This is a genomic window from Rahnella sp. 1L-D-7-B-C2, assembly GCF_057290995.1.
This window is the reverse complement of record NZ_JBXAVQ010000012.1, coordinates 1-25,527: the sequence shown is the minus strand read 5'-3', so window position 1 is coordinate 25,527 and position 25,527 is coordinate 1. Positions and strand designations below refer to the sequence as shown.

Here is a 25,527-nt window from a genome sequence, read left to right as displayed (position 1 = left end):
TTTGATCAGATCTCCTGATCAAGAGACAGTTCGCAGGGGGAGGAGCAAAAGCCAAACCTAAAAAAACGGAAGGCTTCCTTTTCTTCGCGGGAGAGAACACTTACTTATCAAACATTTCCTTTCTCAGTAACACGATCTCTTCGGCCAGTTCGCGGCACAGCATGGCGGTCATCAGGTGATCCTGAGAATGCACCATGATCAAATTCACCGGTATTTTGCCCACGCCTTCATCCAGGCCAATCAGCTGTGTCTGCACTTTATGCGCCACACGCGCCGCGTCGTCGGAGGCTTTGAGCATCGCATCGGCTTCTGCCCACTCTCTTTTACGCGCGTGCTGAATCGCCATCATCGCGTTGGATCGTGCTTCTCCGGCGTTGATCAATAACTCCATCACCGTTTGTTCCAGATCGAATTCCATCGAAAACTCCAAATTGGTATACCAGAAAAGTGTGAATTCATCATATTGGAATTCCAATATTCACATGTGAGAACGCTGTCACAGAAATTAATTCTCATTCCGCTATTTTTTGGCATGCCACATTTCGCATTATGAAAGAAGTAATGCGAAATGCGGGCCGACAGGATCACTCTCAGAAACGGAATCTGGCTCTACTTCGCGCGACACCTTTTCTTCCAGCGGTATAAAAGGTCAATGCGAAACAAACACCTGTACAGTTTTACACAAAATTAAAAGAGGTGGTGTCATGTCATTTAAAGACCGTTTTATCGATTCTCTCGGGGGATTCGCCAATACCTTCAATAGCTACCGATACATTATGGCTATCAAGGCGGCTTTTATCACATTAATGCCCGTCATTATTGTGGGGGCATTCTCAGTTTTAATTTCTAACATGGTGATGGATCCGAAAAACGGATTAGCTCACTTTGAAATGCTGTCGTGGCTGGCCACGCTCAAACCGATCATGAGCAGTATTAACTACGCCACGCTGAGTTTCCTGACAATTGGTGCCGTCTTCTTAATCGGTATTGAATTAGGCAGAATCAATGGCTCGCGATCGTTATTTCCCGGTCTGCTGGCGGTGATTTGTTTTATTGCCGTGACGCCCACCACCGTCGATATGATGGTGAATGGTCAGATGCAGGAAGTGAAAGACGTACTGGCAAAGCAATTCTCTGATACCAAAAGTCTGTTCCTCGGGATGTTTATTGCGATTCTGTCCGTGGAGATTTATTCCAAACTCGAGAGCTACAGCGGCCTGCGAATTAAGATGCCGGAAAGTGTGCCGCCAAATGTCTCCGCGTCGTTCTCGGCGTTAATTCCCGCCATTATTACCGTGGTGATCATTGCTACCTTCGGATTTGTGTTCCATCAGGTCACCGGCATGTATCTGTACGATGCGGTGTATCAGGTGATCCAGCGTCCGCTGGAATCCGTGATGCAAAGCCTGCCGGGTATTCTGCTGCTGATGTTTGTCGCGCAACTCTTCTGGGTGATCGGCATTCACGGTAATCAGATGATCAAACCTATCCGTGAACCGCTGCTGCTGGGCGCGATCATGGTAAACATGACGGCATTCGAGCAGGGTCATGAAGTACCGAACATCATCACCATGCCGTTCTGGGATGTGTATATGAGCATCGGCGGCTCAGGCTGCACCATCGGTTTGTTGCTGGCAGTGATGCTCGCCACCCGCCGCAAAGAGATGCGCGAAATCTCCAAGCTTTCCCTCGGGCCAAGCGTGTTCAACATCAACGAGCCTGTGATTTTCGGGATGCCAATCATGCTCAACCCGATTCTGGCGATCCCGTTTATCATCACGCCGCTTATCACCGGCACTATCGGCTATTTCGCCACCAGCCTCGGTTTTGCCGGACGCGCCGTGGTAATGGTGCCGTGGACCACGCCGCCGATCATCAACGCCTGGCTCTCCACCGCCGGGTCGATGGGCGCGGTGATCACCCAGGCCGGTTGCATCGTGGTGTCAGTGCTGATTTATCTGCCGTTTGTGAAAGTGGCCTCGCGCCGCGCCGAACAGGCGCAGCTTGAGGCGATGCAGAAGAAACAAGCTGCGACGGCATGAAGCTCACAAAATTATTCGGATTAAAGAGGACTGTTATGAGCAAGGTTTCCATCGCCATTCCTGACGGATTTATCCTCGGTGCCGCGGCTTCAGCCTGGCAGACCGAGGGCTGGAGCGGCAAGAAAGACGGGCAGGATTCGTATCTGGATCTCTGGTACAAAAACAGCCGTCACGTCTGGCACAACGGCTACGGCCCGGCCAAAGCCACGGATTTCATCCACCGTTATAAAGAAGACGTGGCGCTGATGAAAGCCAGCGGGCTGAGCCATTACCGCACGTCGATCAACTGGTCGCGTTTTCTCACCGATTATGAACTGGGCACCGTCGATGAGGAGTACGCCGCTTACATCGACTCGCTGCTCGACGAGATGAAACTCCAGGGTATCGTGCCGATGCTGTGCCTTGAGCACTACGAACTTCCGGCCTATCTGATTGAAAAATATGACGGCTGGAGCTCGAAAAAAGTCGTCGAGCTGTTCGTGCTGTACGCCGAAAAGGTGTTTGAGCGCTTCGCCCATAAAGTCGACCGCTGGTTTACGTTCAATGAGCCGGTGGTGGTGCAAACCCGCGTGTATCTGGATGCGATCCGCTGGCCGTTCGAGCAGAACACCGCCAAATGGATGCAATGGAATCACCACAAAGTGCTGGCGACGGCCAAAGTGGTCGAGCTGTTTTACCGCAAAGGCTATAACGCTACGGGCACCGTCGGGGTGATTTTAAATCCTGAAGTCACCTACGCCCGTTCAAGCGCGGCGCATGACCAGAAGGCGGCGCATTTATACGATCTCTTCTATAACCGCGTGTTTTTAGATCCGATGATCAAAGGCGAGTATCCGCAGGAATTGCTGGATTTGCTCGAAAAGCATGGCGTTGATTTTGATTATTCCGAACAGGAGCTGGCAATCATCCGCAATAATACCGTGGATGAAGTGGGGATTAACTTGTATTACCCGCACCGTGTGAAAGCGCCGTCCCGCGAATGGAATAAAGAGACGCCTTTCCACCCGGCGTATTATTACGAGCATTTTGAGCTACCGGGGCGCCGGATGAATAAATCCCGCGGCTGGGAAATATATCCCCGCGTGGTGTATGACATGGCGATGCGTATCAAATCGGAGTACGGCAATATTTCGTGGTTTGTGGCCGAGAACGGCATGGGCATCGAAAATGAAGGTCAATTCCGCGATGATGCAACCGGTGAAATTCAGGATGATTACCGCATTGAATTTATCGCCGAACATCTTTACTGGACATTAAAAGCGCGGGAAGACGGCGCGAATTGTCAGGGATATATGCTGTGGGCGTTTACCGATAACGTTTCGCCGATGAATGCCTTTAAAAATCGCTACGGGCTGATTGAAATTGATCTCGATGACAACCGGAATCGCCATCAAAAGAAATCATCCCGCTGGTTTAAATCGCTCAGTGAAAATGGCGTGTTGTCATTGACGCTGGATGACGAAGATAAATAACCCGAGGAAACACTATGAAACGTATCGTTTTAGCCTGTTCGGCAGGGATGTCCACTTCCCTTGTGGTCACCAAAATGGAAAAAGAAGCCGCCGCCCGTGGCCTGGAATTTCAGATCTACGCCATCCCGGAAAATAATCTGCGTGATGAACTCGAAGCCTATGGTCGCGATATTCAGGTGGTGCTGTTAGGGCCGCAGGTGAGATTCAAACTGACGGAAAATAAAAAGCTGACCGATGAACACAATATTCCGATCGACGTCATTGATATGATGGCTTACGGAACGCTCAATGGTGCGAAAGTGCTGGATCAGGCATTAAGTCTGATAAAGTAATCCCTCATACTTCAGGTTGCAGGTATGGGGTTCATCAGCCTGCAGCCCGGATTATTTTGGATTTTCATTTTCGTTTTTGCAGCAAGGTGAGCGTGTGGAAAAAGGTGTGGTTTCGCAGGACAGAAAACAGTATCAGGAAATCGGGCATGACCTGCGTGAGCAAATCAAGCAAGGCCAGTTCGCCGTGGGATCACGCCTGCCGCCGGAGCGCAATATGGCGGAAACCTATGGCGTCAGCCGGACTATCGTGCGCGAAGCCTTGCTAATGCTGGAGCTCGAAGGCACGGTGGATATCCGCCAGGGCTCGGGCGTGTACGTGATCCGCATTCCTTCGCAGGAAGAGGGCGAAGATGAACTGATGTATCAGGGGCAGATTGGCCCGTTTGAGATTTTACAGGCGCGGCAGCTACTCGAGAGCAATATTGCCGCGTTTGCCGCCAAAATGGCGACCAAGTCTGATATCGAAAATCTGCGCCGCACGCTGGAGCAGGAACAAACCGCCATCGTGGCTAACGATGAAAGTGGCGACAATGACCGCCTGTTTCACCTGCTGATTGCCGGTGCCACGCAAAATCAGATGCTGCTCGATTCGGTGAAAAATATCTGGATGCACCGCGACTCCAGCCCGCTGTGGAAACAGTTACACAGCCATATCGCCACGCGTGGATACCGCCTGAAATGGCTGGCTGATCATCAGAATATTTTGGCCGCGCTGCGCCGCCGCGACGTGATGGGATCCTATCAGGCGATGTGGCAGCACATGGAAAACGTAAAAAATACTCTGATGGAACTTTCCGACGTCGATGCGCCGGAGTTCGACGGCTATCTGTTTGAATCAGTGCCGATTTTTCAGGGTAAAATGGTCTGAACGCGATGAATATCATCAATCTCAGCGCACGCCCCGAGTGTAAAGAACAGGTCACTGACTGGCTGTGGCAGGCGTTCGGCAGCGAAAACAGCCGCGATTTTTATGCCAGCGTGGTGCAAAGCAGCCTGTCGGGGGCTGATCTGCCGCAGACTTTTATCGCACTGGACGGCGAACGGCTGGCAGGGACGGTGGGTTTATGGCGCTGCGATTTGATAAGCCGTCAGGATCTCACGCCGTGGCTGGCGGCGCTGTACGTCGATAAGAATTATCGCTCACGCGGGCTGGGGCAGCAGTTGCAGGAATTTCTTCTGGAGCACAGCCGCCGCAGCGGCTTTTCCGAACTCTATCTTTACGCTGAATTCACCGGCTATTACGAACGTTTGGGCTGGCGCTATATTGGCGATGCGCTGGACTATCCTGATAAGACAGTCCGCGTTTACAAAAAGTCTCTTAGCTGATCGCTGGCCCGCTCACCGAGTGACGTCGAACCAGCGTCGGGCTGAACATGTGGGTGGTTTCCGGCAATGGCTGACCGTTTGCCAGCGCTAACGCCAGCTGCGCCGCCTGATTCGCCATCGCCACGACCGGATAGCGCACCGTGGTCAGACGCGGGCGCAAATAGCGGGAAATCAGCACATCATCAAAACCTATCAGCGAAATTTCGCCAGGCACATCAATGCTGTTATCGCTTAGCACTGATAACGCACCCGCCGCCATGGAGTCGTTGTAGCAGGTGACCGCCGTGAATCCTTTCCCCAGCCCCAGCAAATCCGCCATGGCTTTCTCGCCCCCGATTTCATCAGGTTCGGCGTAGGCAATGAGTTTGTCATCCACCGGGATATTATTCTCTGTCAGTGCATCGATATAGCCTTGCAGACGATCGCTGGCGTCCGAAATACCGTGGTTGGAGCACAGGATGGCAATGCGTTTATGCCCGGCCTGAATCAGATGGCGGGTCGCCAGCCAGGAGCCGTAACGGTCATCAAGCGCAATACAGCGTTGTTCGAAGCCAGGCAGCGTGCGGTTAATCAGCACCATGCCCGGAATTTGCTGCATCAGACTGGTCAGTTCGTCTTCCGGCAGCATTTTGGCGTGAACCACCAGCGCCGCACAGCGGTGACGGATCAATTGCTCAATCGCCTGACGCTCTTTTTCTACATTGTGGTAGCCGTTGCCGATCAGCAGGAAATTGCCAGTCGCATAGGCCACCTGTTCCACCGCTTTGACCATCGCGCCAAAGAACGGATCGGAGACGTCAGCGACAATTAGCCCCAGCGTTTCCGTTGCCTGCTGGGCAAGTGCGCGGGCATTGGCATTCGGGTGATATTGCAGATGTTGCATGGCGCTCTGAACCGCTTCCCGCGAGCTTTCGCTGGCCTTCGGGGAATGATTTATCACGCGTGAAACGGTCGCAACCGATACGCCTGCCAGTTTTGCTACATCCTTAATCGTTGCCATAACGCTTCCGCTATTCCGTGAGGGTAATCGTTTACACCGCCAGTCTTGCGGAAAAGACAGGTGGCTGCAAGGATGACGATCGCAACTTTTTGATGCAAGACAGATGTAACGACAAAAGAACCCCGGCTTTAACGGAATTCGCAGTCGGAAAGGATGGAAATGACATTGATTAAGATTATTTGTTCTTTGAAATGAGCGCGACGTGAATGGTATTTTTAAGGTCAAACACCTGCGCTGAGAAAATAAAAAAACATGTCCATAAAACGCTATCCGCAACTGGCTCACTGGGGCGCGTACACTGCCGTCGTAGAAGACGGACGGCTGATCCGCTGCGAACCCTATTCTGCGGATGCCGATCCTTCGCCTTTACTCGATTCCATTGTGCCGCTGGTCTATTCCGATAAACGGATCCGTAAACCGGCGGTGCGCCGTTCATGGCTGCAAAAGCGCGAAAACAGCGATCGCTCGCTGCGGGGGCGCGAAGATTTTGTCGAAGTGGACTGGGATGTGGCGCTGGATCTGGTGGCTGAAGAGAACCGCCGCGTGCGTGACCGTTACGGCGCCTCCGGCATTTTCAACGGCTCCTACGGCTGGTCTTCCGCTGGCCGCCTGCATCATGCCCGTTCGCTGGTGCGCCGTTTCTATTTCACCGGCGGCGGCGGGGTGGATCAGCTCGGCAACTACAGCTGGGGCTCGGCGCAGTTTTTCCTTCCATATGTTATCGGCACTTTCACGCCGCTGACCGGCCGCGTGACCTCATGGCCGAGCGTGGTTGAACACGCTGAAATCCTGCTGGCCTTCGGTGGTCTGGCGCTGAAAAATTCACAGGTGGCCTCCGGCGGCGCAGTGGAACATACCCTGAAACCGGCGCTGGAACAGCTGGCGAAGAAAGGCACACGGGTCATCAACATCAGCCCGATGCGCGATGACTGCCCGGAATTCCTCAATGCCGAGTGGATCCCGATCCGGCCTAACACAGATGCGGCGCTGATGATGGCGATTGCCTATGAAATTCAGCGTAAAGAGGCGCAGGACAATGCGTTTCTTGCCAGTCACTGCGTGGGCTATCCGCAGCTCGCCGCTTATCTGCGCGGTGAGAAAGACGGTGTGGCTAAAACGCCTGACTGGGCGAGTCACATTACCGGCATTCCGGCGGAGCGTATCGCGGGTCTGGCCGATGATCTGATCGGCGTGCGCAGCTTTATTACCTGTTCGTATTCCGTGCAGCGCGCCCATCGCGGCGAGCAGCCTTACTGGATGATGATTGCTATTTCGGCGATGCTCGGACAGGTCGGCCTGCCGGGCGGTGGCTTCTCGTTCGGCCACGGTTCGATGAACAGCGTCGGCAATCCGCGTTATGACACGCCGGGTCCTGCGGTCAGTGCGGGGCCGAATCCTTCCGGCCTGGCGATCCCGGTTGCGCGCATCAGCGACATGCTGCTCAATCCGGGGCAGCCATACGAGTTTCAGGGTGAAACACAGCATTATCCCGATATCCATCTGGTGCACTGGGCGGGCGGCAACCCGTTCCATCATCATCAACAGCTGAACCGTCTGGTGGAAGGCTGGCAGAAGCCGGACACCATCATTGTGCAGGATAACGTCTGGACACCGGCGGCGCAGATGGCGGATATCGTGCTGCCTGCCACCACTTCGCTCGAACGTAACGATATCGGCGGATCCTCACGTGACCGCTTCGTACTGGCGATGCATCAGGCGATTGCACCCCAGCATCAGGCGCGTAACGATTTTGATATCTTCGCCGACATCGCCGACCGTCTGGGTTATCGCGAGCAATTCACGCAGGGACGCAATGAAGATCAATGGCTGCGCCACATTTACCGTCAGTGTGGTGAAGCGCAAAAAGGCACCGGCGTGGAATGGCCGGATTTCGAATCCTTCTGGAAACGCGGCTTTGTGGAGCTGCCGATGCCGGAAAAAGATTTTGTGTTCTTCGAGGAGTTCCGCAAAAGTCCGCGTGCAAACCCGCTGGGCACGCACAGCGGTAAGATCGAACTGTTCTCGGAAACTATCGCCGGATACGGTTATGCCGATTTCGCACCCCACCCTGAATGGCAGCCACCGGTCGAATGGCTGGGCGCAGAAACGGCCAAAGAGTGGCCGCTGCACCTGATCTCCATCCAGCCGAAAGACCGTTTGCACAGCCAGCTCGATCAGTCGCCGCTGGCGCAGTCGAACAAGACTGCCGGAAAAGAGACGCTGTTTATGCACCCTGAGGATGCAGCCAGCCGCCAGCTGAACGACGGCGATCGTGTCAAAGTGCATAATGCGCGCGGCAGCTGTCTGGCCGGTGTGTCGTTCAACGACGGGATTACGCGCGGTGTGGTGCTGATGTCCACCGGTGCGTGGTTTAATCCGGGCTTTGGCGCTAACTGGCAGGAAACGGAACAAGCCGGGAATCCGAATGTGCTTACGCTTGATATCGGTACTTCGCGTTTAACGCAGGGACCTAATGCCATGAGTTGCCTGGTTGAAGTGACGCAATCAGCACTAAATGATTAAAACCGGGAGCATTTTCACCACTGGTTACACTTTGCGGAATTATGTTTCGATTGCCTGCTGGCTGTGATTACTACAAACCAGATAGATTGAACGTCCCAGAGGTATTGATTGGTGAATCATCAACGTGCTCTGCATGTTGATACCGATTAAATTTGCACCAACCTACGCGGATGCGTAGGTTTTTTTTTGCCTCAATGCTGACAACTCGTTCAGCGTCTTCCTAAACTCACTTCTGACTGTCGTCATTATTCAGCGGCTTATAGTATGCTGTTTCCCCAACCTTTTTCTTTCAGGATCAGGGATGACACATAAGGAGATGGCAAACATGTATAACTTTCTTTTCGCCGCGTTCAGGTGGCTGTTTCGCATCGCGTTCCGGGTCACGGTGACACCGGCGAAACCAGCATTTGATTATCCGCGTTTACTGCTGACACCCAACCATGTTTCATTTATTGACGGCATGCTGTTGGTGCTTTTCCTGCCGGTTAAACCGGTATTTGCAGTCTATTCCAACATCACTGATACCTGGTTTATGCGCTGGCTGAAGCCGTATGTGGACTTCATGCCGCTGGATCCGACCAAGCCGATGGCAATCAAACATCTGATCCGCGAAGTGGAGAAGGGCCGTCCGGTGGTGGTCTTCCCTGAAGGGCGTATCACGGTCACCGGTTCATTAATGAAGATTTACGACGGCGCGGCCTTTGTGGCGGCGAAGTCTCAGGCAACGGTTATTCCTATACGCATCGACGGCGCGGAATACACACCGTTTGGCCGTCTGTTCGGCAGTTTTAAAATCCGCTGGTTCCCGAAAATCACCATCAACGTGCTGCCGCCGCTGACGATTCCGATGCCGGATGCGCCACGCTCACGAGACCGCCGGATCCTGGCCGGTGAGCAACTGCATAAAGTGATGATGCAGGCGCGCATGGCCACCCGCGAGCCGGAAACGCTGTATGAAGCGCTGCTGTCCGCGCAAACCCGTTATGGCCGCCGCAAACCCTGCATCGCTGATATCGCGTTTAAAGAAGATACCTATCAGGGGCTGCTGAAAAAATCCCTTGGCGTGAGCCGGATCCTGCAAAGGTTTACCCGCGAAGGTGAGCACGTCGGAATGTTGCTGCCGAACGCCACGATCATGGCGGCTGCGCTGTTTGGCGCGTCGATGCGTAACCGTATTCCGGCGCTGCTCAACTATACCGCCGGGGCGAAGGGCCTGCAAAGCGCGATGAAAGCGGCGCAGATCAAAACCATCATCACCTCCCGCCAGTTCCTTGAGAAAGGCAAACTGACCCCTCTGCCGGAGAACGTGCCGGAAGCCAACTGGGTGTATCTGGAAGATTTAAAGGACACGGTCACCACGCAAGACAAGCTGTGGATCTTGTTCCACCTGATCTTCCCGCGTCGCGCGATGCTGCCGCAAAAGGCTGACGACGCCGCGCTGGTGCTGTTCACCTCCGGATCAGAAGGCAATCCAAAAGGCGTGGTGCATTCACACGCCAGCCTGCTGGCAAACGTCGAGCAGATCCGCACCGTGGCGGATTTCACGCCGCGTGACCGCTTCATGTCCTCACTGCCGCTGTTCCACGCCTTTGGTCTGACCGTCGGCCTGTTAACGCCGCTGCTGACCGGTGCGCGCGTGTTCCTGTATCCAAGCCCGCTGCATTATCGCATCGTACCGGAGCTGGTGTACGACCAGAACTGTACCGTGCTGTTTGGCACCTCGACCTTCCTCGGCAACTATGCCCGCTTTGCTCATCCTTATGATTTTGCAAGGTTGCGCTACGTGGTGGCCGGTGCGGAGAAACTGGCGGAAAGCACCAAGGAAATCTGGCAGAACAAATTTGGTATCCGCATTCTTGAAGGCTACGGCGTGACCGAATGTGCGCCAGTGGTGGCAATCAACGTGCCGATGGCGACCAGGGTGAATACCGTCGGGAAGATCTTACCGGGGATGGAGGCGCGTCTGATGAAGGTGCCGGGTATTGAAGAGGGGGGGCGCCTGCAACTGCGCGGCCCGAACATCATGAAAGGCTATCTGCGCGTCGAAAATCCGGGCGTACTCGAAACACCACAGGCTGAAAATGCCGACGGCGACATGCAGGCGGGCTGGTATGACACCGGCGATATCGTCACGCTGGATGAAAAAGGGTTCTGCGCCATTCGTGGCCGCGTGAAGCGTTTTGCCAAACTAGCCGGTGAAATGGTGTCGCTGGAAAGCGTCGAACAGCTGGCGATTAAAGCCTCCCCAGACGGCCAGCATGCCGCGACGTCGCGCAGCGACAGCAGCAAAGGTGAAGCGCTGGTACTGTTTACTACCGATGCAGAACTTCGTCGTGATGCGCTGAGCAAAGCCGCCCGCGAACTGGGACTGCCGGAACTTGCCGTGCCGCGTGATATTCGCTTGGTCAAAGCCCTGCCGTTGCTCGGCAGCGGTAAACCTGATTTTGTCACCCTGCGCGAGATGGCAGAAAAACCGGAGACTGAGGCATGAGTAAACCTTTAGTGGCGGCATCGCCGCTGATGTCAAAAAGCATGACGGCGGTGATCGTCGCGCAGTTCTTGTCGGCGTTCGGCGATAACGCGCTGCTGTTTGCCGCACTGGCGCTGATCAAACAACAGCTTTATCCCGACTGGAGCCAGCCGGTTTTGCAGATGGCGTTTGTCGCGACTTACATCATTCTCGCGCCGTTTGTCGGGCAGTTCGCTGACAGCTTCTCCAAAGGCCGCGTGATGATGGTCGCCAACCTGCTGAAGCTCGGCGGTGCGGCGGTGATTTGCGCCGGTCTGAATCCGTTCCTCGGCTACACGCTGGTTGGCATCGGTGCTGCCGCCTATTCACCGGCCAAGTACGGCATTCTGGGGGAAATCGCCAGCGGCGAGCAGTTGGTTAAAGCCAACGGTCTGATGGAAGCCTCGACGATTGCGGCGATCCTGCTCGGGTCAGTAGCGGGTGGCGCGCTGGCAGACTGGAATATTCTGGCGGCGTTAGGCATCTGCGTTCTTGCCTACGGAGCTGCCGTGATAGCCAACTGGTTTATCCCAAAACTGACTCCGGCGCGCGCCGGACAGTCGTGGCATCCGGCTAAAATGACGCGGACGTTTTTCTCGGCGTGTAAAACGTTGTGGAATGATGGTGAAACCCGCTTTTCGCTGGTCGGTACCAGCCTGTTCTGGGGCGCAGGCGTGACGTTGCGTTTCCTGCTGGTGCTGTGGGTGCCGGTGGCGTTAGGGATTACCGATAACAAAACGCCGACGTTACTCAACGCAATGGTGGCCATCGGGATTGTCTTCGGAGCCGGTGCGGCTGCGAAGTTGATCCGTCTCGAAACCGTCAAGCGTTGCCTGCCAGCGGGCGTAGCGATTGGTATCGCCGTAATAGTCTTCGCGCTGCAAACCAGCATGCTGAGTTCGTATATCGTCCTGGTGTTGGTGGGGGTTCTCGGTGGCTTCTTCGTGGTGCCGCTGAATGCGCTGTTACAGCATCGCGGGAAAGCCTCTGTCGGTGCCGGTAATGCGATTGCGGTGCAAAATCTCGGCGAGAATACCGCGATGCTGCTGATGCTTGGCCTGTATTCGCTGGTCGTGATGGCGGGTGCGCCGGTCGTTGCGATCGGTATTGGCTTCGGTGTGGTCTTCGCGCTGGCCATTACTGCGCTGTGGATCTGGCAGGTCATGCAAAAGCGCCGTCAGATCTGAGGCGTTTTGCATTACCCGAAAAAACGAAAGGGCGCTGAGCGCCCTTTTTTATGTCTGAAATACGCAGTTACGGTGCAGGTATGGTGAAGCGTTTGTGGATGTTTTCCAGCTCGCCCATGATTTCGGCATCGAGCGTCAAATCCTGACTGTCGATGTTGATCTTCAGCTGCTCCAGCGTGGTCGCACCCAGTAAAGTACTGGCAACGAACGGTTGCTGACGCACGAAGGCCAGCGCCATCTGCGAAGGATCCAGATTGTGTTTCCTCGCCAATGCCACGTATTCCGCCACTGCGCCTTCAGCTTGTGGAGAAGAATAACGGGTGAAACGGCTGAACAGCGTATTACGCGCATTGGCCGGTTTCGCACCATTCAGGTATTTCCCGCTCAGCGTACCGAACGCCAGGCTGGAGTAGGCCAGCAGTTCAACGCCCTCGTACTGGCTGATTTCTGCCAGCCCGATTTCAAAGCTGCGGTTCAGCAGACTGTACGGGTTTTGAATGGAAACGATACGTGGTAAATCGTGTTTCTCGGCCAGTTGCAGATAGCGCATCACGCCCCACGGCGTTTCATTTGAAACGCCGATGTAGCGGATTTTACCGGCGCGAACCTGTTCGTTCAGCGCTTCCAGCGTTTCCAGCAACGTCACCGGAGATTGCTCTTCGGTGTACTGATAGCCCAGCTTGCCGAAGAAATTGGCCTGACGCTGTGGCCAGTGCAGCTGATAGAGATCCAGATAATCGGTATTCAGACGTGTCAGGCTGGCATCCAGCGCCGCGCGGATATTTTTACGATCCAGCATTTGCGCCGGACGAATCGCATTATCGCTGCCACGGGAAGGGCCGGAGACTTTGCTCGCCAGCACGATCTTCTCGCGGTTACCACGGGCTTTCAGCCAGCTGCCGATATAGCTTTCGGTCAGACCCTGGGTTTCCGGGCGTGGCGGAACAGGATACATCTCTGCGGTATCAATCAGATTGATGCCCGCTGCAACGGCGTAATCGAGCTGCTGATGGGCGTCGGCTTCGCTGTTTTGTTCACCAAAAGTCATGGTGCCAAGACCCAGTAAGCTCACTTCTAAAGAACTGTGGGGTATACGGTGATATTGCATTGCCGGTCTTCCTTTCTTCTGAGAATGTCAGGCTGATAGAAAAAGTGCCTTATCTGACTATATACAAGGGAAACATCAGGTGGAAGTGGCAGAGAGTGCCGATAATCAGAGAGAGCGGGGGAAGCAGCAAAAGAGCCAGTCCAAAACCGGCTCTTATCGGTTGGTGCAGGTCTGAATTAGCGTTCCATCACCTGGCTGACGTTGTCGTTGTTGATCTGACGCTCGTTGCCTTGTTCGTCGGTATAGCTCAACAGGCCGGTAGATTTATCCAGCTTCGGTTTGCCGTCTGTCAGGATCATATTGCCGTCTTTGGTTGAGATCACATAATCACTGGCGCAGCCTGCGAGCCCGAATACCAGCAGCGCGGCGCTGGTCATCATCAATGTTTTCTTCATCATTTTTATCATTCCTTGTGTGTACGCGACGTTTTAGAAAGTCTGACATTATTCTGTCCGGACATAATCACATTCTATCGTAGCAAAGGGTTGAAAAAGTGGCACAAAAGGTGCGTGAAATTTTTAAAATGAGTGCCATCAGAGCAGAAAATGTCGGGCCAGCAGCGCGCCGGTAAAGCGTTTTTTCAGATAGAAACCTCGTGGCAACGTCAGGATCGGCTGACCGAATTCGCCGATCGCTTCGGTTAACGCTTTGCTGTTAGCCGCTTTCGGGCGCAGTTGCAGGAATTCCCCGTGGCGCGCAGTGATACTTTCAACTTTGCCCAGGACGATCAAATCCATCAACTCTTCCCAATCCTGACGCAGCTGCTCATCTTCTTCTTTGGAGGGCTGCCACAATAAAGGTGCGCCAATGTGGCGCTCAGAAAGCGGGATCTGGCGCTCGCCTTCAACCGGGATCCACAGCACCCGCGCCAGTTTATGGCGTACATGGCTGCTCTCCCAGGTCACGCCGCTATTACCGGTTAACGGCGCAACGCAGACGAACGTGGTTTCCAGCGGCTTGCCGTGCGAATCAATGGGAATAGTTTTTAGCTCAATGCCAATATCGGCGAAATCCTGCTCCGGCTTACTGCCTGCAATCGCGCCAAGATAGACTTCCAATAACATTCCTACCCAGCCTTTTTCTCGTTTGAGGTTGGCCGGGATCGGCAACCCTGCGCGGGCTGCGAGCTCGCCTAAGGTGTGACCGGCCAGCGACTGCGCGCGGTGCAGCAGCTCATCTTCGTGACGGGGCGGTTCAGTTGCAGGTAACGGAATAGACATAAAAAACAACACTCATGAATTTAGGTTAATTTTTAACCTCACCCTGCGTAATGCAGTGCATAAAAAGTTATACCCGTGAGATGGATGAATAATAGCATGATTTAATTTGGTTTTTTTTAGGGTTCTGGCCGGTTTATCACAAGCATTTTTTAGGTTGACCACCTGTTGAAGGCGACAATGAACAGGATCTTCCCCCTACTTATCCACAGATTTCTTGGATAACCCTGGATAAATCCGATCACTGGTTCGATTTACAGGCTTGACGGACAGTGTTTTATCCAATTTCTACCCCGACGACGTCAACTTTTAGACGATCGCTGTGGATAAAAACGTCATTGGTGGATCTTTCGCCAGATCATGTCTGCGTGTGACGTACCTCACTTTTTTAGGTGGGTGATAACGCGGTTTATGCATCGTAACTGAATGCTTTATATGTATTTTATAAATGTTAATTTTCAGACTGGGGATAAGTTCACGAGAGTTTTACCCTGCTTACTCTTAAGTTCTGCACACATCTATCCACAGAAAAAGTGAATAAAATCGCGAGTGCTGGCCCGAATCTGTTTATAACTTTGCCAATTAGTGAAAGTTATCCCATTTTTATTCGTGTGGATCAGCGCTAACCAGTGGTTTACCGCCTGTTGGTAGTGTGAAACAATCAGAACATCTATGATTTTAAGCTATTGAGGTAGTCCGGTGATCGATGATGATGGCTACCGCCCGAATGTTGGTATCGTAATCTGTGACAAGCAGGGCCAGGTATTATGGGCCAGACGATACGGTCAGCACTCCTGGCAGTTTCCTCAGGGAGGCATTAATCCAGGGGAAACTGCTGAGCAGGCAATGTACCGCGAGCTGTTTGAAGAAGTGGGTCTGGGCCGCAAAGATGTGCGTATTCTGGCGTCCACCCGCAACTGGTTACGTTATAAATTGCCAAAACGTTTGGTGCGTTGGGACACAAAGCCGGTTTGTATCGGCCAAAAGCAAAAATGGTTCTTGCTGCAACTGATGTGTAACGATGCTGATATCAATATGCAGCGCAGCAGTACGCCTGAATTTGATGGCTGGCGTTGGGTGAGTTTCTGGTATCCGGTTCGTCAGGTGGTGTCATTTAAGCGCGATGTGTATCGTCGCGTGATGAAAGAGTTTTCGACCACTATTATGCCGATGCAGGAAATTTCCCTTCCCAAGACATCGCCCGCTTATCGTCGTAAAAGAGGCTAAGTCGCGAAGAGATGCTCACGCGTTTGCGAGAAATTGTTGAAAAGGTAGCAATGGCGGCCAGCCTGAATGATGCGCTGGACGTACTGGTCAATGAAACCTGCCTGGCGATGGACACCGAAGTGTGTTCCGTTTATCTCGCTGACAATGACCGTCGTTGTTATTACCTGATGGCGACGCGAGGTTTGAAAAAACCTCGCGGGCGCACCATTACGCTTGCGTTTGATCAGGGGATCGTCGGTCTGGTAGGCCGGCTGGCAGAACCTATCAACCTCGCCGACGCGCAGAGTCATCCCAGCTTTAAATACATTCCAGCCGTAAAAGAAGATCTTTTCCGATCCTTTTTAGGCGTGCCGATCATTCACCGTCGTCAGCTACTCGGCGTGCTGGTTATTCAGCAGCGCGAACATCGACAGTTCGACGAAAGTGAAGAATCCTTTTTAGTTACGTTAGCGACTCAGCTGGCGGCGATCCTTTCACAAGCCCAGCTGAACGTGCTGTACGGCCGATTTCGCCAGACCCGCGTCCGCGCGCTGGCGGCTTCACCGGGTGTTGCCATCGGTATCGGCTGGCAGGACAGTTCACAGCCATCCCTTGAACACGTTTTTATGGCGTCCACGCTCGATACGGTGCGGGAACGCGAGCGGCTGACCCGTGCGCTCGAAGATGCCGGTGCAGAGTTCCGCCGTTTCAGTAAACGGTTTACCGCCAGCGCACAAAAAGAAAGTGCCGCAATTTTCGACCTCTATTCCCACCTCCTTAACGATGCGCGTCTCAAGCGTGAACTGTTTGCGCAGATCGATCAGGGTGCGGTTGCTGAATGGGCGGTGAAAAAGGTCGTTGAAGAATTTGCTGCGCAGTTTGCCAGCCTGCAGGATACCTATCTGCGCGAGCGCGGTAGCGATTTGCGCGCGCTTGGGCAGCGGCTGGTTTTCCATCTCGATGATACCATTCAGGGCAATACTCAGTGGCCGGAGCGTTTCATTCTGGTCGCAGATGAACTGACCGCAACGCTTCTGGCCGAAGTCCCGCAGGACCGGCTGGCGGGCGTGGTAGTGCGCGACGGTGCGGCGAATTCCCACGCGGCCATTCTGGTGCGCGCGATGGGCGTGCCGACGATTATGGGCGCGGATATTCAACCTGCGCTGCTCAGCCAGCGACAATTGATTGTTGATGGCTATCGTGGCGAACTGCTGATTGACCCGGAACCGGTGTTGGTCGCTGAATATAAGCGGCTCATCAGCGAAGAAATGGAGCTGAGCCAGCGCGCTGAAGATGATGTTGATCAGCCTGCGGCGCTGAAAAGCGGCGAAAGAGTGAAGGTGATGCTCAATGCCGGTCTGAGTGCCGATCACGAAAAACTGTTCGGCAGTCGTGTGGACGGCGTCGGTCTGTACCGCACTGAAATTCCGTTCATGCTGCAAAGCGGTTTCCCTTCCGAAGAGGAGCAGGTGGCGCAGTATCAGGGCATGTTGCAGCTGTTCCCGCAAAAGCCGGTGACATTGCGAACGTTGGATATCGGTTCTGATAAACAGCTGCCATACATGCCGATCAGCGAGGAAAACCCTTGTCTGGGTTGGCGTGGTATTCGTATTACGCTCGATCAGCCGGAAATTTTTCTGATTCAGGTGCGCGCCATGCTGCGTGCCAATGCGGCGACGGGGAATCTGGGTATTTTGCTGCCGATGGTCACCAGCCTCGAAGAGATAGATGAGGCACGCCGTCTGATAGACCGCGCCGGACGTGAAGTGCAGGAGCAGCTTGGTTACCAACTGCCGCGCACGCGTATCGGGGTGATGATTGAAGTGCCGTCGATGATCTTTATGTTGCCGGCTCTCGCGGGAAGAGTGGAGTTTATCTCGGTTGGCACCAACGATTTAACTCAGTATCTGCTGGCGGTTGATCGCAACAATACTCGCGTTGCCGGGCTTTATGACAGCTTACATCCGGCGATGCTGCGGGTGCTCAGGCAGATAATCACCAGCGCTGAAGCGATCGGGCTGGACGTCAGCCTGTGCGGTGAAATGGCGGGCGACCCGATGGGCGCATTGCTGCTGACCGGTATGGGTTACCGTAATCTGAGCATGAACGGGCGCAGCGTGGCGCGCGTGAAGTATTTGCTGCGCCGTATCGATCTGGTGGATGCCGAAGAGCTTGCCAGTCGGGTTTTGCAGGCACATTTCACTACGGATGTTCGTCATATGACGGCAGCATTCATGGAAAGGCGCGGTCTGGGCGGGCTGATTCGCGGCGGTAAATAGGACTCAGGCGCGGCGTTTACCACCGCGTCATTCCTGCCTGCCCCCAATGCGGCGCAGAATGAGACGTTTTTTTACAGAACTTTTCCCCGGCCATAGCCCCGGAAATCCTCCCGGCTATGCTACTATTCGCACCCTGCTGACCCCTAACCGGGCTAAAACAATAAACAATTTGTGGTGATAGATGAGCAACAGCTATCTGGCGTTTCCCCAGTTTGATCCGGTGATTTTCTCTATCGGACCAGTATCCCTCCACTGGTACGGACTGATGTACCTGGTCGGTTTTGTCTTTGCGATGTGGCTGGCGGTGCGCCGTGCCAATAAGCCGGGCAGCGGCTGGACCAAAGACGAAGTCGAAAATCTGCTGTATGCCGGTTTCCTTGGCGTGTTCCTCGGTGGCCGTATCGGTTACGTATTCTTCTATAATCTGCCTCTGTTCCTCGACAATCCGCTTTATCTGTTCAAAGTGTGGGACGGCGGTATGTCCTTCCACGGCGGCCTGATCGGTGTGATCGTCGTAATGCTGGTCTTCGCCCGCCGTACCAAACGTAATTTCTTCCAGGTCGCGGATTTCATCGCGCCGCTGATCCCGTTTGGTCTGGGTGCCGGGCGTCTGGGTAACTTCATCAACGGCGAACTGTGGGGGCGTGTGACCACTGATGTGCCTTGGGCGATGTTATTCCCCGGCTCCCGTCAGGAAGATATCGCCATCGCTGCCGCTGACCCTAAATGGCAGCCGCTTCTGAACCAGTATGGTGTTCTTCCACGCCATCCTTCCCAGCTGTATGAACTGCTGCTTGAAGGCATCGTGCTGTTTATCATCCTGAACGTCTTTATTCGCAAATCACGCCCGATGGGCGCGGTATCAGGCTTGTTCCTGATCGGTTACGGTTTATTCCGCATCATTGTTGAGCATTTCCGCCAGCCGGATGCGCAGCTCGGTTTGTTCGACGGCGTGATCAGCATGGGGCAGGTACTGTCCATTCCGATGGTGGTCATCGGCCTGATTATGATGGTCTGGGCATACCGCCGTCCGCAGAAACAATTGTCGTGAGGTAACATGAAACAGTATCTGGATTTAATGCAGAAAGTGCTCGATGAAGGCACCCCTAAAGCCGACCGTACGGGTACCGGCACGTTGTCGATTTTTGGTCATCAGATGCGTTTCAATTTGCAGGATGGTTTCCCGCTGGTCACCACCAAACGCTGTCATTTACGCTCCATCATTCATGAACTCCTGTGGTTCCTGAAAGGCGAAACCAATATCGCCTATCTGCGTGAAAACAATGTCAGCATCTGGGACGAGTGGGCCGATGAAAACGGCGATCTCGGCCCCGTGTACGGCAAGCAATGGCGTGCCTGGGGGGCTGCTGATGGAAAGCAAATCGACCAACTGACCAACGTCGTGAACCAGTTGAAAAGCGATCCCGATTCGCGCCGTATCATTGTTTCTGCGTGGAACGTCGGCGAGCTGGATCAGATGGCACTGGCACCTTGCCATGCTTTCTTCCAGTTCTACGTGGCGGACGGTAAGTTGTCCTGCCAGCTGTATCAGCGTTCATGCGATGTCTTCCTTGGCCTGCCGTTTAACATCGCCAGTTACGCGCTTCTGGTGCACATGATGGCGCAGCAGTGCTCTCTTGAAGTCGGCGATTTTGTCTGGACCGGTGGGGATACCCATCTGTACAGCAACCATATGGAACAGACGCATCTGCAACTGAGCCGTGAACCACGCGCGTTGCCTAAACTGATTATCAAACGCAAGCCTGCCTCCCTGTTTGACTACAACTTCGAAGATTTCGAGATTGAGGGATACGATCCGCACCCAGCAATAAAAGCGCCCGTCGCTATCTGATTCTTCGCTGTTTGCTGCCTGACGTTTGTCAGGCAGCCATTATCCTGACTTCCCTCTGCGACACTTTTTACGCTTTCCCCTCAACGATTCACACCGCTATTGCATCCCACATTTTGATTTTGCGAGACGTCGCGCAACATTTTTGTCGCGTGCATTCTTTTGCACTTTTTATTCTGGGGATGTCATGGAGAAAACCACTTTGCCACTGGTGGTGAAAATTCAAATGCCTACCCTGAGCGTATGAAAAGAACCGATCGTTCAGGAGAGCAGGGAATGTCACTGATTGAAATGATGGTGGTCGTTGCGCTGGTCGCGATGTGCATCCTGTGGGGATTGCACAGCTGGCGCGGGTATCAGCAGGCGCTTAAACTCGAACAGCAGGCGCAGCATCTGCGATTGTATCTTCATGATTTGCAGGCTGAAGCCAACAATTACAACCGTTCCGCCATATTGTGGATGATAAACGGTACCGGCGGGTGCATTGGGGCAGGTGCGCGTCCGGCAGTTTGCAGTGCAGCGGTCGGAAGAGTGTTTGTGGTCAGTGAACCGGATATGGAGTTAATCGATTTTACCGGCAAAGCGATGGGTTTTTACGGGCTGCGAAATGCCGCACTGGCCGGGCATATGACACTAAAAAATGCGGCGGGGAGTCTGCGTGTGGTGCTATCAGCCAGAGGGCGTTTGCGTCTGTGCAGTGAAAATAAGCCGATGCTGGGCATCGGAGTCTGCCAGTGATTTCCCGTCGGACGCAGGGCTTCACACTGCCTGAAGTGATGATGGCGATGGGCGTCGGCAGCATGTTGATGCTCAGTGCGGCGCAAATTTATCCGCTGATGCGCCAGCGAAGCCAAAGTCTCGGGCGACATTATCAGTTGGATCAACTGCTGCGCCAGACCAGCTTTACTGTCGAAAAGGATTTACGACGCGCTGGGTTTTGCAATGGCGTGTGTGATGGTAAAACGGTCATTCTCGGCAATGCGTCAGGAGAAACCGCAGGTTCCTGTGTTATCGCGATTTATGATCTGAACAGAAACGGGCATTGGGAAAAACCGGGTAGCGCAGAATCTGAATACTTTGGTTATCGCCTGCGTCAGGGCGGTATTGAAATCCAGCGTGGTACAGATGCATGCAACAGTTCTGGCTGGGAGAAATTGCTCGACCCGGCAGAAGTTAACGTCACGAAGTTTGCTGTGACGGAACATTCAGGCCTGAATGCCGGACGCCTTTTCTCATTGGAACTTGAGGCCAGCTGGAGCAAAGATCCCCTGATCCACCGCAAAATTATTGTCCAGGTTGCGGGACATTCCTTATGAAATTCCGGGCGAAAATCAGGAGGCATTCCTCTCAATACCATCAGCAGGGCAGTGCCATGATCTTGAGTATTATGGTGATGATGGGGCTGGGAATGATTGCCCTTAATTCGCTACAGCAACAGCTTTCTGCCGGGCTGGCACTGACTTCTCATCAGCACCGGTATGCGATTGCCTGGGAGAATGCCGCGTCTTCACTGAGCTGGGGAATCAGCGAACGGTGGAAATTAACGGCACAGACGAAGTGGCAATGTCAGGCGTTGACCTCCGGGATCCTGGCTGTGGGGTCAGGACGTACCTGTGTCCGCCCTTCACTACGTGAAGATGTTTTTGTGGTGCGCGGGGAAGGGAGAGTGTCGGAAGGGGGAGAGCCCATGACCATTTACCAGCAGGTCAGCGCGCAAATACAAGCCGATGGCTCGCTGATTTTTTTTCCACTCAGGCAAGGCTGGCTGGATTTCTGTCCCGAAGCCGATGAGCAGTTCTGTGATGACTGAGAAAGAAGCCAAACAGCAAGGATTTAGCCTGCCTGAGGCGCTGATCGCCGCGCTGCTGCTGTCGGTATCGGTTCTAGGATTGCTCAACTATTTTCAGTCTCTGAGCCAGGGTTTTATGCGTCAGTGGCAGGTGCAGCAGGCGTGGTCAGAGGCGCACTCACAGTTAGAAGCCTATTCGGTCAGCGGAAACGGCACTGAACCGGTAATTAATGGCTGGGAGTATCAGATCTCGGGTTTTACTGCCGGGCAACGATGCAAAGTGATCGGCGCGATTATCCGTACACCGGCGCACTATCAGGCGCAGTTGCAGCGTTTGCTTTGCGAGCCAGATACGCCCACATCTTCCGGTTAGGCGGGAGAAATACTGTCAAGCCGCTTGCAATGGCAGCCCAACTGCATAGAGTGGTTTAAACAGGTGATTTATCCGGGAGGGGAGTGTCGTGTCCGGGTGCAAAATGTGAAACAGCACCAGAACGTACATCCCGAGACTGATTTTTTGACAACTATCCTGCAACTGCGGGGTCTGAAAAGACTCAACGGCATAAAACAGCAGGTTGAGGTTCATCAGTGGATGAACCGTTATTTTTGCCCGTGTGGCACGTTTATTGGATTGAGGGAGAGTGGCAATGTTTAAACAGGTTACCCGAGTTACAGGGTTACTGTTGTTATTGACCTTTTGGGCCCCTGTTGTTTCAAGTGCCGCCGGTTGGCAGCCTTATGCACAAGCTATCAATAAAAGTCAGAACGACCCGCGTCAGTATCAGGCGATAACGCTGGCGAATGACATGACGGTTTTGCTCGTTTCTGATCCAGATGCGCCTAAATCCCTCGCTGCTCTGGCTATTCCCGTAGGCTCGCTGGAAGACCCGGACTCACAGTTAGGTCTGGCTCACTACACTGAACACATGTTGCTGATGGGATCCAAAAAATATCCTCAGCCTGAAAGCCTTTCCGAATTTCTCAAAAAACATGGCGGCAGCCATAACGGTAGCACCGCTTCCTATCGCACGGCATTCTATCTGGAAGTTGAAAATGACGCTCTTCCTGAAGCAGTAGATCGCCTTTCCGATGCAATCGGTGAACCCCTGTTAGACCCCGCCAATGGTGACCGCGAACGCAACGCGGTGAATGCTGAACTGACCATGGCGCGTTCCCGTGATGGAATGCGTATGGCACAGGTACGCGCTGAAACATTGAACCCGGAACATCCTGGTTCGCGCTTTTCAGGCGGTAATCTCGATACCCTAAAGGACAAGCCGGGCAGCAAGTTGCACGATCAGCTGACGGACTTTTATCATCGTTACTACTCTGCCAATCTGATGGTCGGCGTGATTTACAGCAATAAACCTTTGCCGGAACTGACGCAACTGACCGCAAACACTTTCGGGCAGATTGCCAATCATCATGCCGCCGTACCGCCGATTACCGTGCCGACCTTAACGGATAAACAGAAAGGCGAATATATCCGTTTTGTTCCCGCACAGCCGCGCAAAGAATTACGCGTTGAGTTCGCCATTGATAACAACAGCGCCGCGTTTCGCAGTAAGACGGATACCTATATCAGCTACCTGATTGGTAACCGCAGTCTGAATACATTGTCTGACTGGCTGCAAAAGCAAGGCTACGCCGACGGTATTAGTGCCGGTGCGGACCCGATGGTCAACCGGAATCAGGGCGTGTTTAATATTTCAGTTTCGTTGACGGATAAAGGTCTCGCCGAGCGCGATACGGTCATTGCCGCCATTTTCAGTTATTTGCGTGAAATGCGCGAGCAGGGCATAAAGAAACCCTATTTCGATGAAATTGCCCACGTGATGGCGCTCGACTTCCGCTATCCGGCGCTGACGAGGGATATGGATTACGTCGAATGGCTGGTGGATACCATGTTGCGAGTGCCGGTCGAGCACGTTCTGGATTCCCCTTATCTGACGGACCAATACGATCCGAAAGCGATCGAATCCAGGCTGGATGAAATGACGCCGCAAAATGCGCGTTATTGGATCATCAGTCCGAATGAGCCACACAATAAAGTCGCTTACTTTGTGAATGCACCTTATCAGGTCGATAAAGTCCTGCCACAAACCTTCGAGTACTGGAAATCCCTGGGGAAGGGAATCAAACTCACTCTGCCTGAGTTGAACCCATACATTCCGAACTCTCTGGCGCTGGTAACCAAAGATTCTAAAGCGACAAAACCTGAACTGCTGGTTGAAGATAAAGGCCTGCGGGTATTTTACATGCCAAGCCGCTTCTTCGCTGATGAACCGAAAGCCAGCGTGACGGTATCCTTTCGCAATGAACAGGCGTTAAGCACGGCGAAAAATCAGGTACTTTACGGCCTGACGGATTATCTTACCGGCGTAGCTTACGATCAGCTAAGTTATCAGGCTTCTATCGGCGGATTGAGCTTTGGTACGTCGCCTGACAACGGGCTGCAGTTTACCGCCAGCGGTTTCACCGAATGTCTGCCGGACTTACTGGCCGCACTGGTGGACAGCTATCCTGATTTCAAACCCACGCAGCAACAGCTTGATCAGGCTAAATCATGGTATCGGGAGCGATTAGCCTCTGCGGATAAAGGCAAAGCCTTCGAGTTAGCACTCCAGCCGGTTCAGTTACTTTCGCGCGTGCCTTATACCGAGCGTTCAGAACGCGAGAGGCTGGTTGCGGATATCACACTCGATGATGTGAATGCTTACCGTGAGCAGCTTATTCACCACGCCGCTGTGGAAATCATGGTAGTGGGCAATATGACGGGCGATCAGGTGAAAGCTATGTCGCAGCAGATTATGCACAAACTTGGTACGCACGGAACAGACTGGTGGCGCGGCACGCAGGCCGTTGTGACTGAGCCTCTGAAAGCCAACATCCAGCGTGTCGGCAGCAGTTCTGACTCGGCGCTGGCCGCCGTGTATGTGCCGACCGGTTATGACGAAGTCCAGAGCATGGGCTACAGCGCATTACTCGGGCAAATTATTCAACCGTGGTTCTACAGCCAGCTTCGCACGCAGGAGCAACTCGGTTACGCGGTATTTGCGTTCCCCATTCCTGTCGGTAAACAATGGGGTATCGGTTTCTTACTGCAAAGTAACAGCAAGCAGCCGGACTATCTGTATCAGCGCTATCTGGCCTTTTACCCACAAGCCGAAAAACGTCTGCGTGAAATGAAAGACGCGGAGTTTAATCAGTATAAACAAGGGCTGGTAAATGAAATGCAGCAACGCCCGCAAACGCTGGATGAAGAAGCGGACAGATTAGGTAATGATTTCAGCCGGGGGAATGCGCAATTTGATACGCGCACCAATGTTATCCGTGTGATTGCCGGGTTGACACAAACGCAACTGGCGGATTACTTCCATCAGGCAGTAATTAAACCGGAAGGTCTGGCGATGTTGTCTCAGGTCTCCGGCAGTGACAGCAAGACGCCGCAGTATGCTGCGCCGGAAGGTTTCAAAACCTACGCTGATACTTCAACATTGCAGAAAACCCTGAAATCACAGACTGATAAATAATGTGATTTGAAAACTCAGAAAGCAAAAAGGACGCGTTAGCGTAATGCCGGTCACTTAAGATGACCGGCATTGTTTTTTAAGGGATATTTCGACCTTTTTTCTCTCACTTCCCTTGTATATTCCCGCTCGCGCCTCGAGGGCAGTTTTAGCATCGC

At 53.5% G+C, this 25,527-nt stretch carries 22 protein-coding genes; 17 read left to right on the top strand and 5 right to left on the bottom strand.

The features are described 5' to 3' along the window. Positions 1–100: 100 nt before the first annotated feature. Positions 101–418: a PTS lactose/cellobiose transporter subunit IIA gene (locus tag AC0Z7K_RS17525; protein ID WP_112165926.1), complete on the bottom strand. Its 318-nt coding sequence runs from the start codon at positions 416–418 to the stop codon at positions 101–103. Between the two features lie 286 nt (positions 419–704). On the opposite strand from AC0Z7K_RS17525, the gene AC0Z7K_RS17520 reads away from it, so the two are divergent. The 5 genes from AC0Z7K_RS17520 to AC0Z7K_RS17500 all read left to right on the top strand — a co-directional run bounded on the left by AC0Z7K_RS17520 (position 705) and on the right by AC0Z7K_RS17500 (position 5,172). Continuing rightward, the gene (locus AC0Z7K_RS17520) at positions 705–2,042 is read left to right on the top strand and encodes a PTS sugar transporter subunit IIC (RefSeq protein ID WP_112165928.1); all 1,338 of its coding nucleotides are present in this window, start codon (positions 705–707) and stop codon (positions 2,040–2,042) included. A 35-nt stretch (positions 2,043–2,077) separates the two neighbouring features. Then, positions 2,078–3,514: a glycoside hydrolase family 1 protein gene (locus tag AC0Z7K_RS17515; RefSeq protein WP_485615319.1), complete on the top strand. Its 1,437-nt coding sequence runs from the start codon at positions 2,078–2,080 to the stop codon at positions 3,512–3,514. A 14-nt stretch (positions 3,515–3,528) separates the two neighbouring features. Further along, entirely contained in the window at positions 3,529–3,846 is a 318-nt protein-coding gene (locus AC0Z7K_RS17510) for a PTS sugar transporter subunit IIB (RefSeq protein ID WP_413530885.1), read from the top strand. Positions 3,847–3,940: 94 nt separating this feature from the next. After that, positions 3,941–4,714, top strand: a complete 774-nt coding sequence (locus AC0Z7K_RS17505) for an FCD domain-containing protein (protein ID WP_112165934.1) — start codon at positions 3,941–3,943, stop codon at positions 4,712–4,714. 5 nt (positions 4,715–4,719) lie between these two features. After that, on the top strand, positions 4,720–5,172 hold the full coding sequence (locus AC0Z7K_RS17500; protein ID WP_485615318.1) for a GNAT family N-acetyltransferase: 453 nt from the start codon (positions 4,720–4,722) through the stop codon (positions 5,170–5,172). Here AC0Z7K_RS17500 and galR read toward each other — a convergent pair. Beyond that, positions 5,165–6,172 carry an HTH-type transcriptional regulator GalR gene (gene galR, locus AC0Z7K_RS17495; protein WP_413530883.1) on the bottom strand — a complete coding sequence of 336 codons (1,008 nt, stop codon included), beginning with the start codon at positions 6,170–6,172 and terminating at the stop codon, positions 5,165–5,167. The two genes, AC0Z7K_RS17500 and galR, sit on opposite strands and share 8 nt — an antisense overlap. Positions 6,173–6,424: 252 nt before the next feature. Here galR and AC0Z7K_RS17490 point away from each other — a divergent pair, with 252 nt between their 5' ends. The 3 genes from AC0Z7K_RS17490 (at position 6,425) to lplT (ending at position 12,391) form a co-directional block, all read left to right on the top strand. After that, a complete protein-coding gene (locus tag AC0Z7K_RS17490; protein WP_485615317.1) occupies positions 6,425–8,695 on the top strand; it encodes a molybdopterin guanine dinucleotide-containing S/N-oxide reductase in 2,271 nt (756 codons plus the stop codon). Between the two features lie 325 nt (positions 8,696–9,020). Then, positions 9,021–11,186, top strand: coding sequence for a bifunctional acyl-ACP--phospholipid O-acyltransferase/long-chain-fatty-acid--ACP ligase (gene aas, locus AC0Z7K_RS17485; protein WP_485615316.1), 2,166 nt, complete (start codon positions 9,021–9,023; stop codon positions 11,184–11,186). Continuing rightward, positions 11,183–12,391, top strand: a complete 1,209-nt coding sequence (gene lplT, locus AC0Z7K_RS17480; RefSeq protein ID WP_485615314.1) for a lysophospholipid transporter LplT — start codon at positions 11,183–11,185, stop codon at positions 12,389–12,391. Before aas ends, lplT begins: the two co-directional genes overlap by 4 nt. Positions 12,392–12,458: 67 nt before the next feature. Here lplT and AC0Z7K_RS17475 read toward each other — a convergent pair whose 3' ends face one another. The 3 genes from AC0Z7K_RS17475 to mutH form a co-directional block, all read right to left on the bottom strand. Then, positions 12,459–13,499 (bottom strand): NADP(H)-dependent aldo-keto reductase, encoded by a 1,041-nt coding sequence (locus tag AC0Z7K_RS17475; RefSeq protein WP_485615312.1) that lies wholly within the window; start codon positions 13,497–13,499, stop codon positions 12,459–12,461. A gap of 176 nt (positions 13,500–13,675) precedes the next feature. Continuing rightward, positions 13,676–13,894 carry a YgdI/YgdR family lipoprotein gene (locus tag AC0Z7K_RS17470; protein WP_413530942.1) on the bottom strand — a complete coding sequence of 73 codons (219 nt, stop codon included), beginning with the start codon at positions 13,892–13,894 and terminating at the stop codon, positions 13,676–13,678. 138 nt (positions 13,895–14,032) lie between these two features. Then, positions 14,033–14,719, bottom strand: a complete 687-nt coding sequence (mutH, locus tag AC0Z7K_RS17465; protein ID WP_112165947.1) for a DNA mismatch repair endonuclease MutH — start codon at positions 14,717–14,719, stop codon at positions 14,033–14,035. A gap of 696 nt (positions 14,720–15,415) precedes the next feature. Here mutH and rppH point away from each other — a divergent pair. The 9 genes from rppH to ptrA all read left to right on the top strand — a co-directional run bounded on the left by rppH (position 15,416) and on the right by ptrA (position 25,372). Then, a complete protein-coding gene (gene rppH / locus AC0Z7K_RS17460; protein WP_112165949.1) occupies positions 15,416–15,943 on the top strand; it encodes an RNA pyrophosphohydrolase in 528 nt (175 codons plus the stop codon). Positions 15,944–15,954: 11 nt separating this feature from the next. Further along, positions 15,955–18,201 (top strand): phosphoenolpyruvate--protein phosphotransferase, encoded by a 2,247-nt coding sequence (ptsP, locus tag AC0Z7K_RS17455; RefSeq protein ID WP_485615311.1) that lies wholly within the window; start codon positions 15,955–15,957, stop codon positions 18,199–18,201. 181 nt (positions 18,202–18,382) lie between these two features. Next, positions 18,383–19,252, top strand: a complete 870-nt coding sequence (gene lgt / locus AC0Z7K_RS17450; protein ID WP_112165953.1) for a prolipoprotein diacylglyceryl transferase — start codon at positions 18,383–18,385, stop codon at positions 19,250–19,252. A gap of 6 nt (positions 19,253–19,258) precedes the next feature. After that, positions 19,259–20,053: a thymidylate synthase gene (thyA, locus tag AC0Z7K_RS17445; RefSeq protein ID WP_485615310.1), complete on the top strand. Its 795-nt coding sequence runs from the start codon at positions 19,259–19,261 to the stop codon at positions 20,051–20,053. Between the two features lie 240 nt (positions 20,054–20,293). Beyond that, positions 20,294–20,788, top strand: coding sequence for a prepilin peptidase-dependent protein (locus AC0Z7K_RS17440; protein ID WP_485615309.1), 495 nt, complete (start codon positions 20,294–20,296; stop codon positions 20,786–20,788). Beyond that, the gene (locus AC0Z7K_RS17435) at positions 20,785–21,366 is read left to right on the top strand and encodes a prepilin peptidase-dependent protein (RefSeq protein WP_413530875.1); all 582 of its coding nucleotides are present in this window, start codon (positions 20,785–20,787) and stop codon (positions 21,364–21,366) included. The genes AC0Z7K_RS17440 and AC0Z7K_RS17435 overlap by 4 nt, the downstream gene beginning before the upstream one ends. A gap of 56 nt (positions 21,367–21,422) precedes the next feature. After that, positions 21,423–21,860, top strand: coding sequence for a YgdB family protein (locus tag AC0Z7K_RS17430; RefSeq protein WP_485615308.1), 438 nt, complete (start codon positions 21,423–21,425; stop codon positions 21,858–21,860). Then, on the top strand, positions 21,853–22,212 hold the full coding sequence (locus AC0Z7K_RS17425) for a prepilin-type N-terminal cleavage/methylation domain-containing protein (protein WP_413530873.1): 360 nt from the start codon (positions 21,853–21,855) through the stop codon (positions 22,210–22,212). Before AC0Z7K_RS17430 ends, AC0Z7K_RS17425 begins: the two co-directional genes overlap by 8 nt. Positions 22,213–22,486: 274 nt before the next feature. Then, on the top strand, positions 22,487–25,372 hold the full coding sequence (ptrA, locus tag AC0Z7K_RS17420; RefSeq protein WP_485615306.1) for a pitrilysin: 2,886 nt from the start codon (positions 22,487–22,489) through the stop codon (positions 25,370–25,372). The last annotated feature ends 155 nt before the right edge of the window (positions 25,373–25,527 follow it).

Excerpts from the sequence above, each read along its gene's own strand:
- AC0Z7K_RS17525 (WP_112165926.1), bottom strand. The coding sequence starts at position 418 with ATGGAATTCGATCTGGAACAAACGGTGATGGAGTTATTGATCAACGCC.
- AC0Z7K_RS17520 (WP_112165928.1), top strand. The coding sequence starts at position 705 with ATGTCATTTAAAGACCGTTTTATCGATTCTCTCGGGGGATTCGCCAAT.
- AC0Z7K_RS17515 (WP_485615319.1), top strand. The coding sequence starts at position 2,078 with ATGAGCAAGGTTTCCATCGCCATTCCTGACGGATTTATCCTCGGTGCC.
- AC0Z7K_RS17510 (WP_413530885.1), top strand. The coding sequence starts at position 3,529 with ATGAAACGTATCGTTTTAGCCTGTTCGGCAGGGATGTCCACTTCCCTT.
- AC0Z7K_RS17500 (WP_485615318.1), top strand. The coding sequence starts at position 4,720 with ATGAATATCATCAATCTCAGCGCACGCCCCGAGTGTAAAGAACAGGTC.
- galR (WP_413530883.1), bottom strand. The coding sequence starts at position 6,172 with ATGGCAACGATTAAGGATGTAGCAAAACTGGCAGGCGTATCGGTTGCG.
- AC0Z7K_RS17490 (WP_485615317.1), top strand. The coding sequence starts at position 6,425 with ATGTCCATAAAACGCTATCCGCAACTGGCTCACTGGGGCGCGTACACT.
- aas (WP_485615316.1), top strand. The coding sequence starts at position 9,021 with ATGTATAACTTTCTTTTCGCCGCGTTCAGGTGGCTGTTTCGCATCGCG.
- lplT (WP_485615314.1), top strand. The coding sequence starts at position 11,183 with ATGAGTAAACCTTTAGTGGCGGCATCGCCGCTGATGTCAAAAAGCATG.
- AC0Z7K_RS17475 (WP_485615312.1), bottom strand. The coding sequence starts at position 13,499 with ATGCAATATCACCGTATACCCCACAGTTCTTTAGAAGTGAGCTTACTG.
- AC0Z7K_RS17470 (WP_413530942.1), bottom strand. The coding sequence starts at position 13,894 with ATGAAGAAAACATTGATGATGACCAGCGCCGCGCTGCTGGTATTCGGG.
- mutH (WP_112165947.1), bottom strand. The coding sequence starts at position 14,719 with ATGTCTATTCCGTTACCTGCAACTGAACCGCCCCGTCACGAAGATGAG.
- ptsP (WP_485615311.1), top strand. The coding sequence starts at position 15,955 with ATGCTCACGCGTTTGCGAGAAATTGTTGAAAAGGTAGCAATGGCGGCC.
- lgt (WP_112165953.1), top strand. The coding sequence starts at position 18,383 with ATGAGCAACAGCTATCTGGCGTTTCCCCAGTTTGATCCGGTGATTTTC.
- thyA (WP_485615310.1), top strand. The coding sequence starts at position 19,259 with ATGAAACAGTATCTGGATTTAATGCAGAAAGTGCTCGATGAAGGCACC.
- AC0Z7K_RS17440 (WP_485615309.1), top strand. The coding sequence starts at position 20,294 with ATGAAAAGAACCGATCGTTCAGGAGAGCAGGGAATGTCACTGATTGAA.
- AC0Z7K_RS17430 (WP_485615308.1), top strand. The coding sequence starts at position 21,423 with ATGATCTTGAGTATTATGGTGATGATGGGGCTGGGAATGATTGCCCTT.
- AC0Z7K_RS17425 (WP_413530873.1), top strand. The coding sequence starts at position 21,853 with ATGACTGAGAAAGAAGCCAAACAGCAAGGATTTAGCCTGCCTGAGGCG.
- ptrA (WP_485615306.1), top strand. The coding sequence starts at position 22,487 with ATGTTTAAACAGGTTACCCGAGTTACAGGGTTACTGTTGTTATTGACC.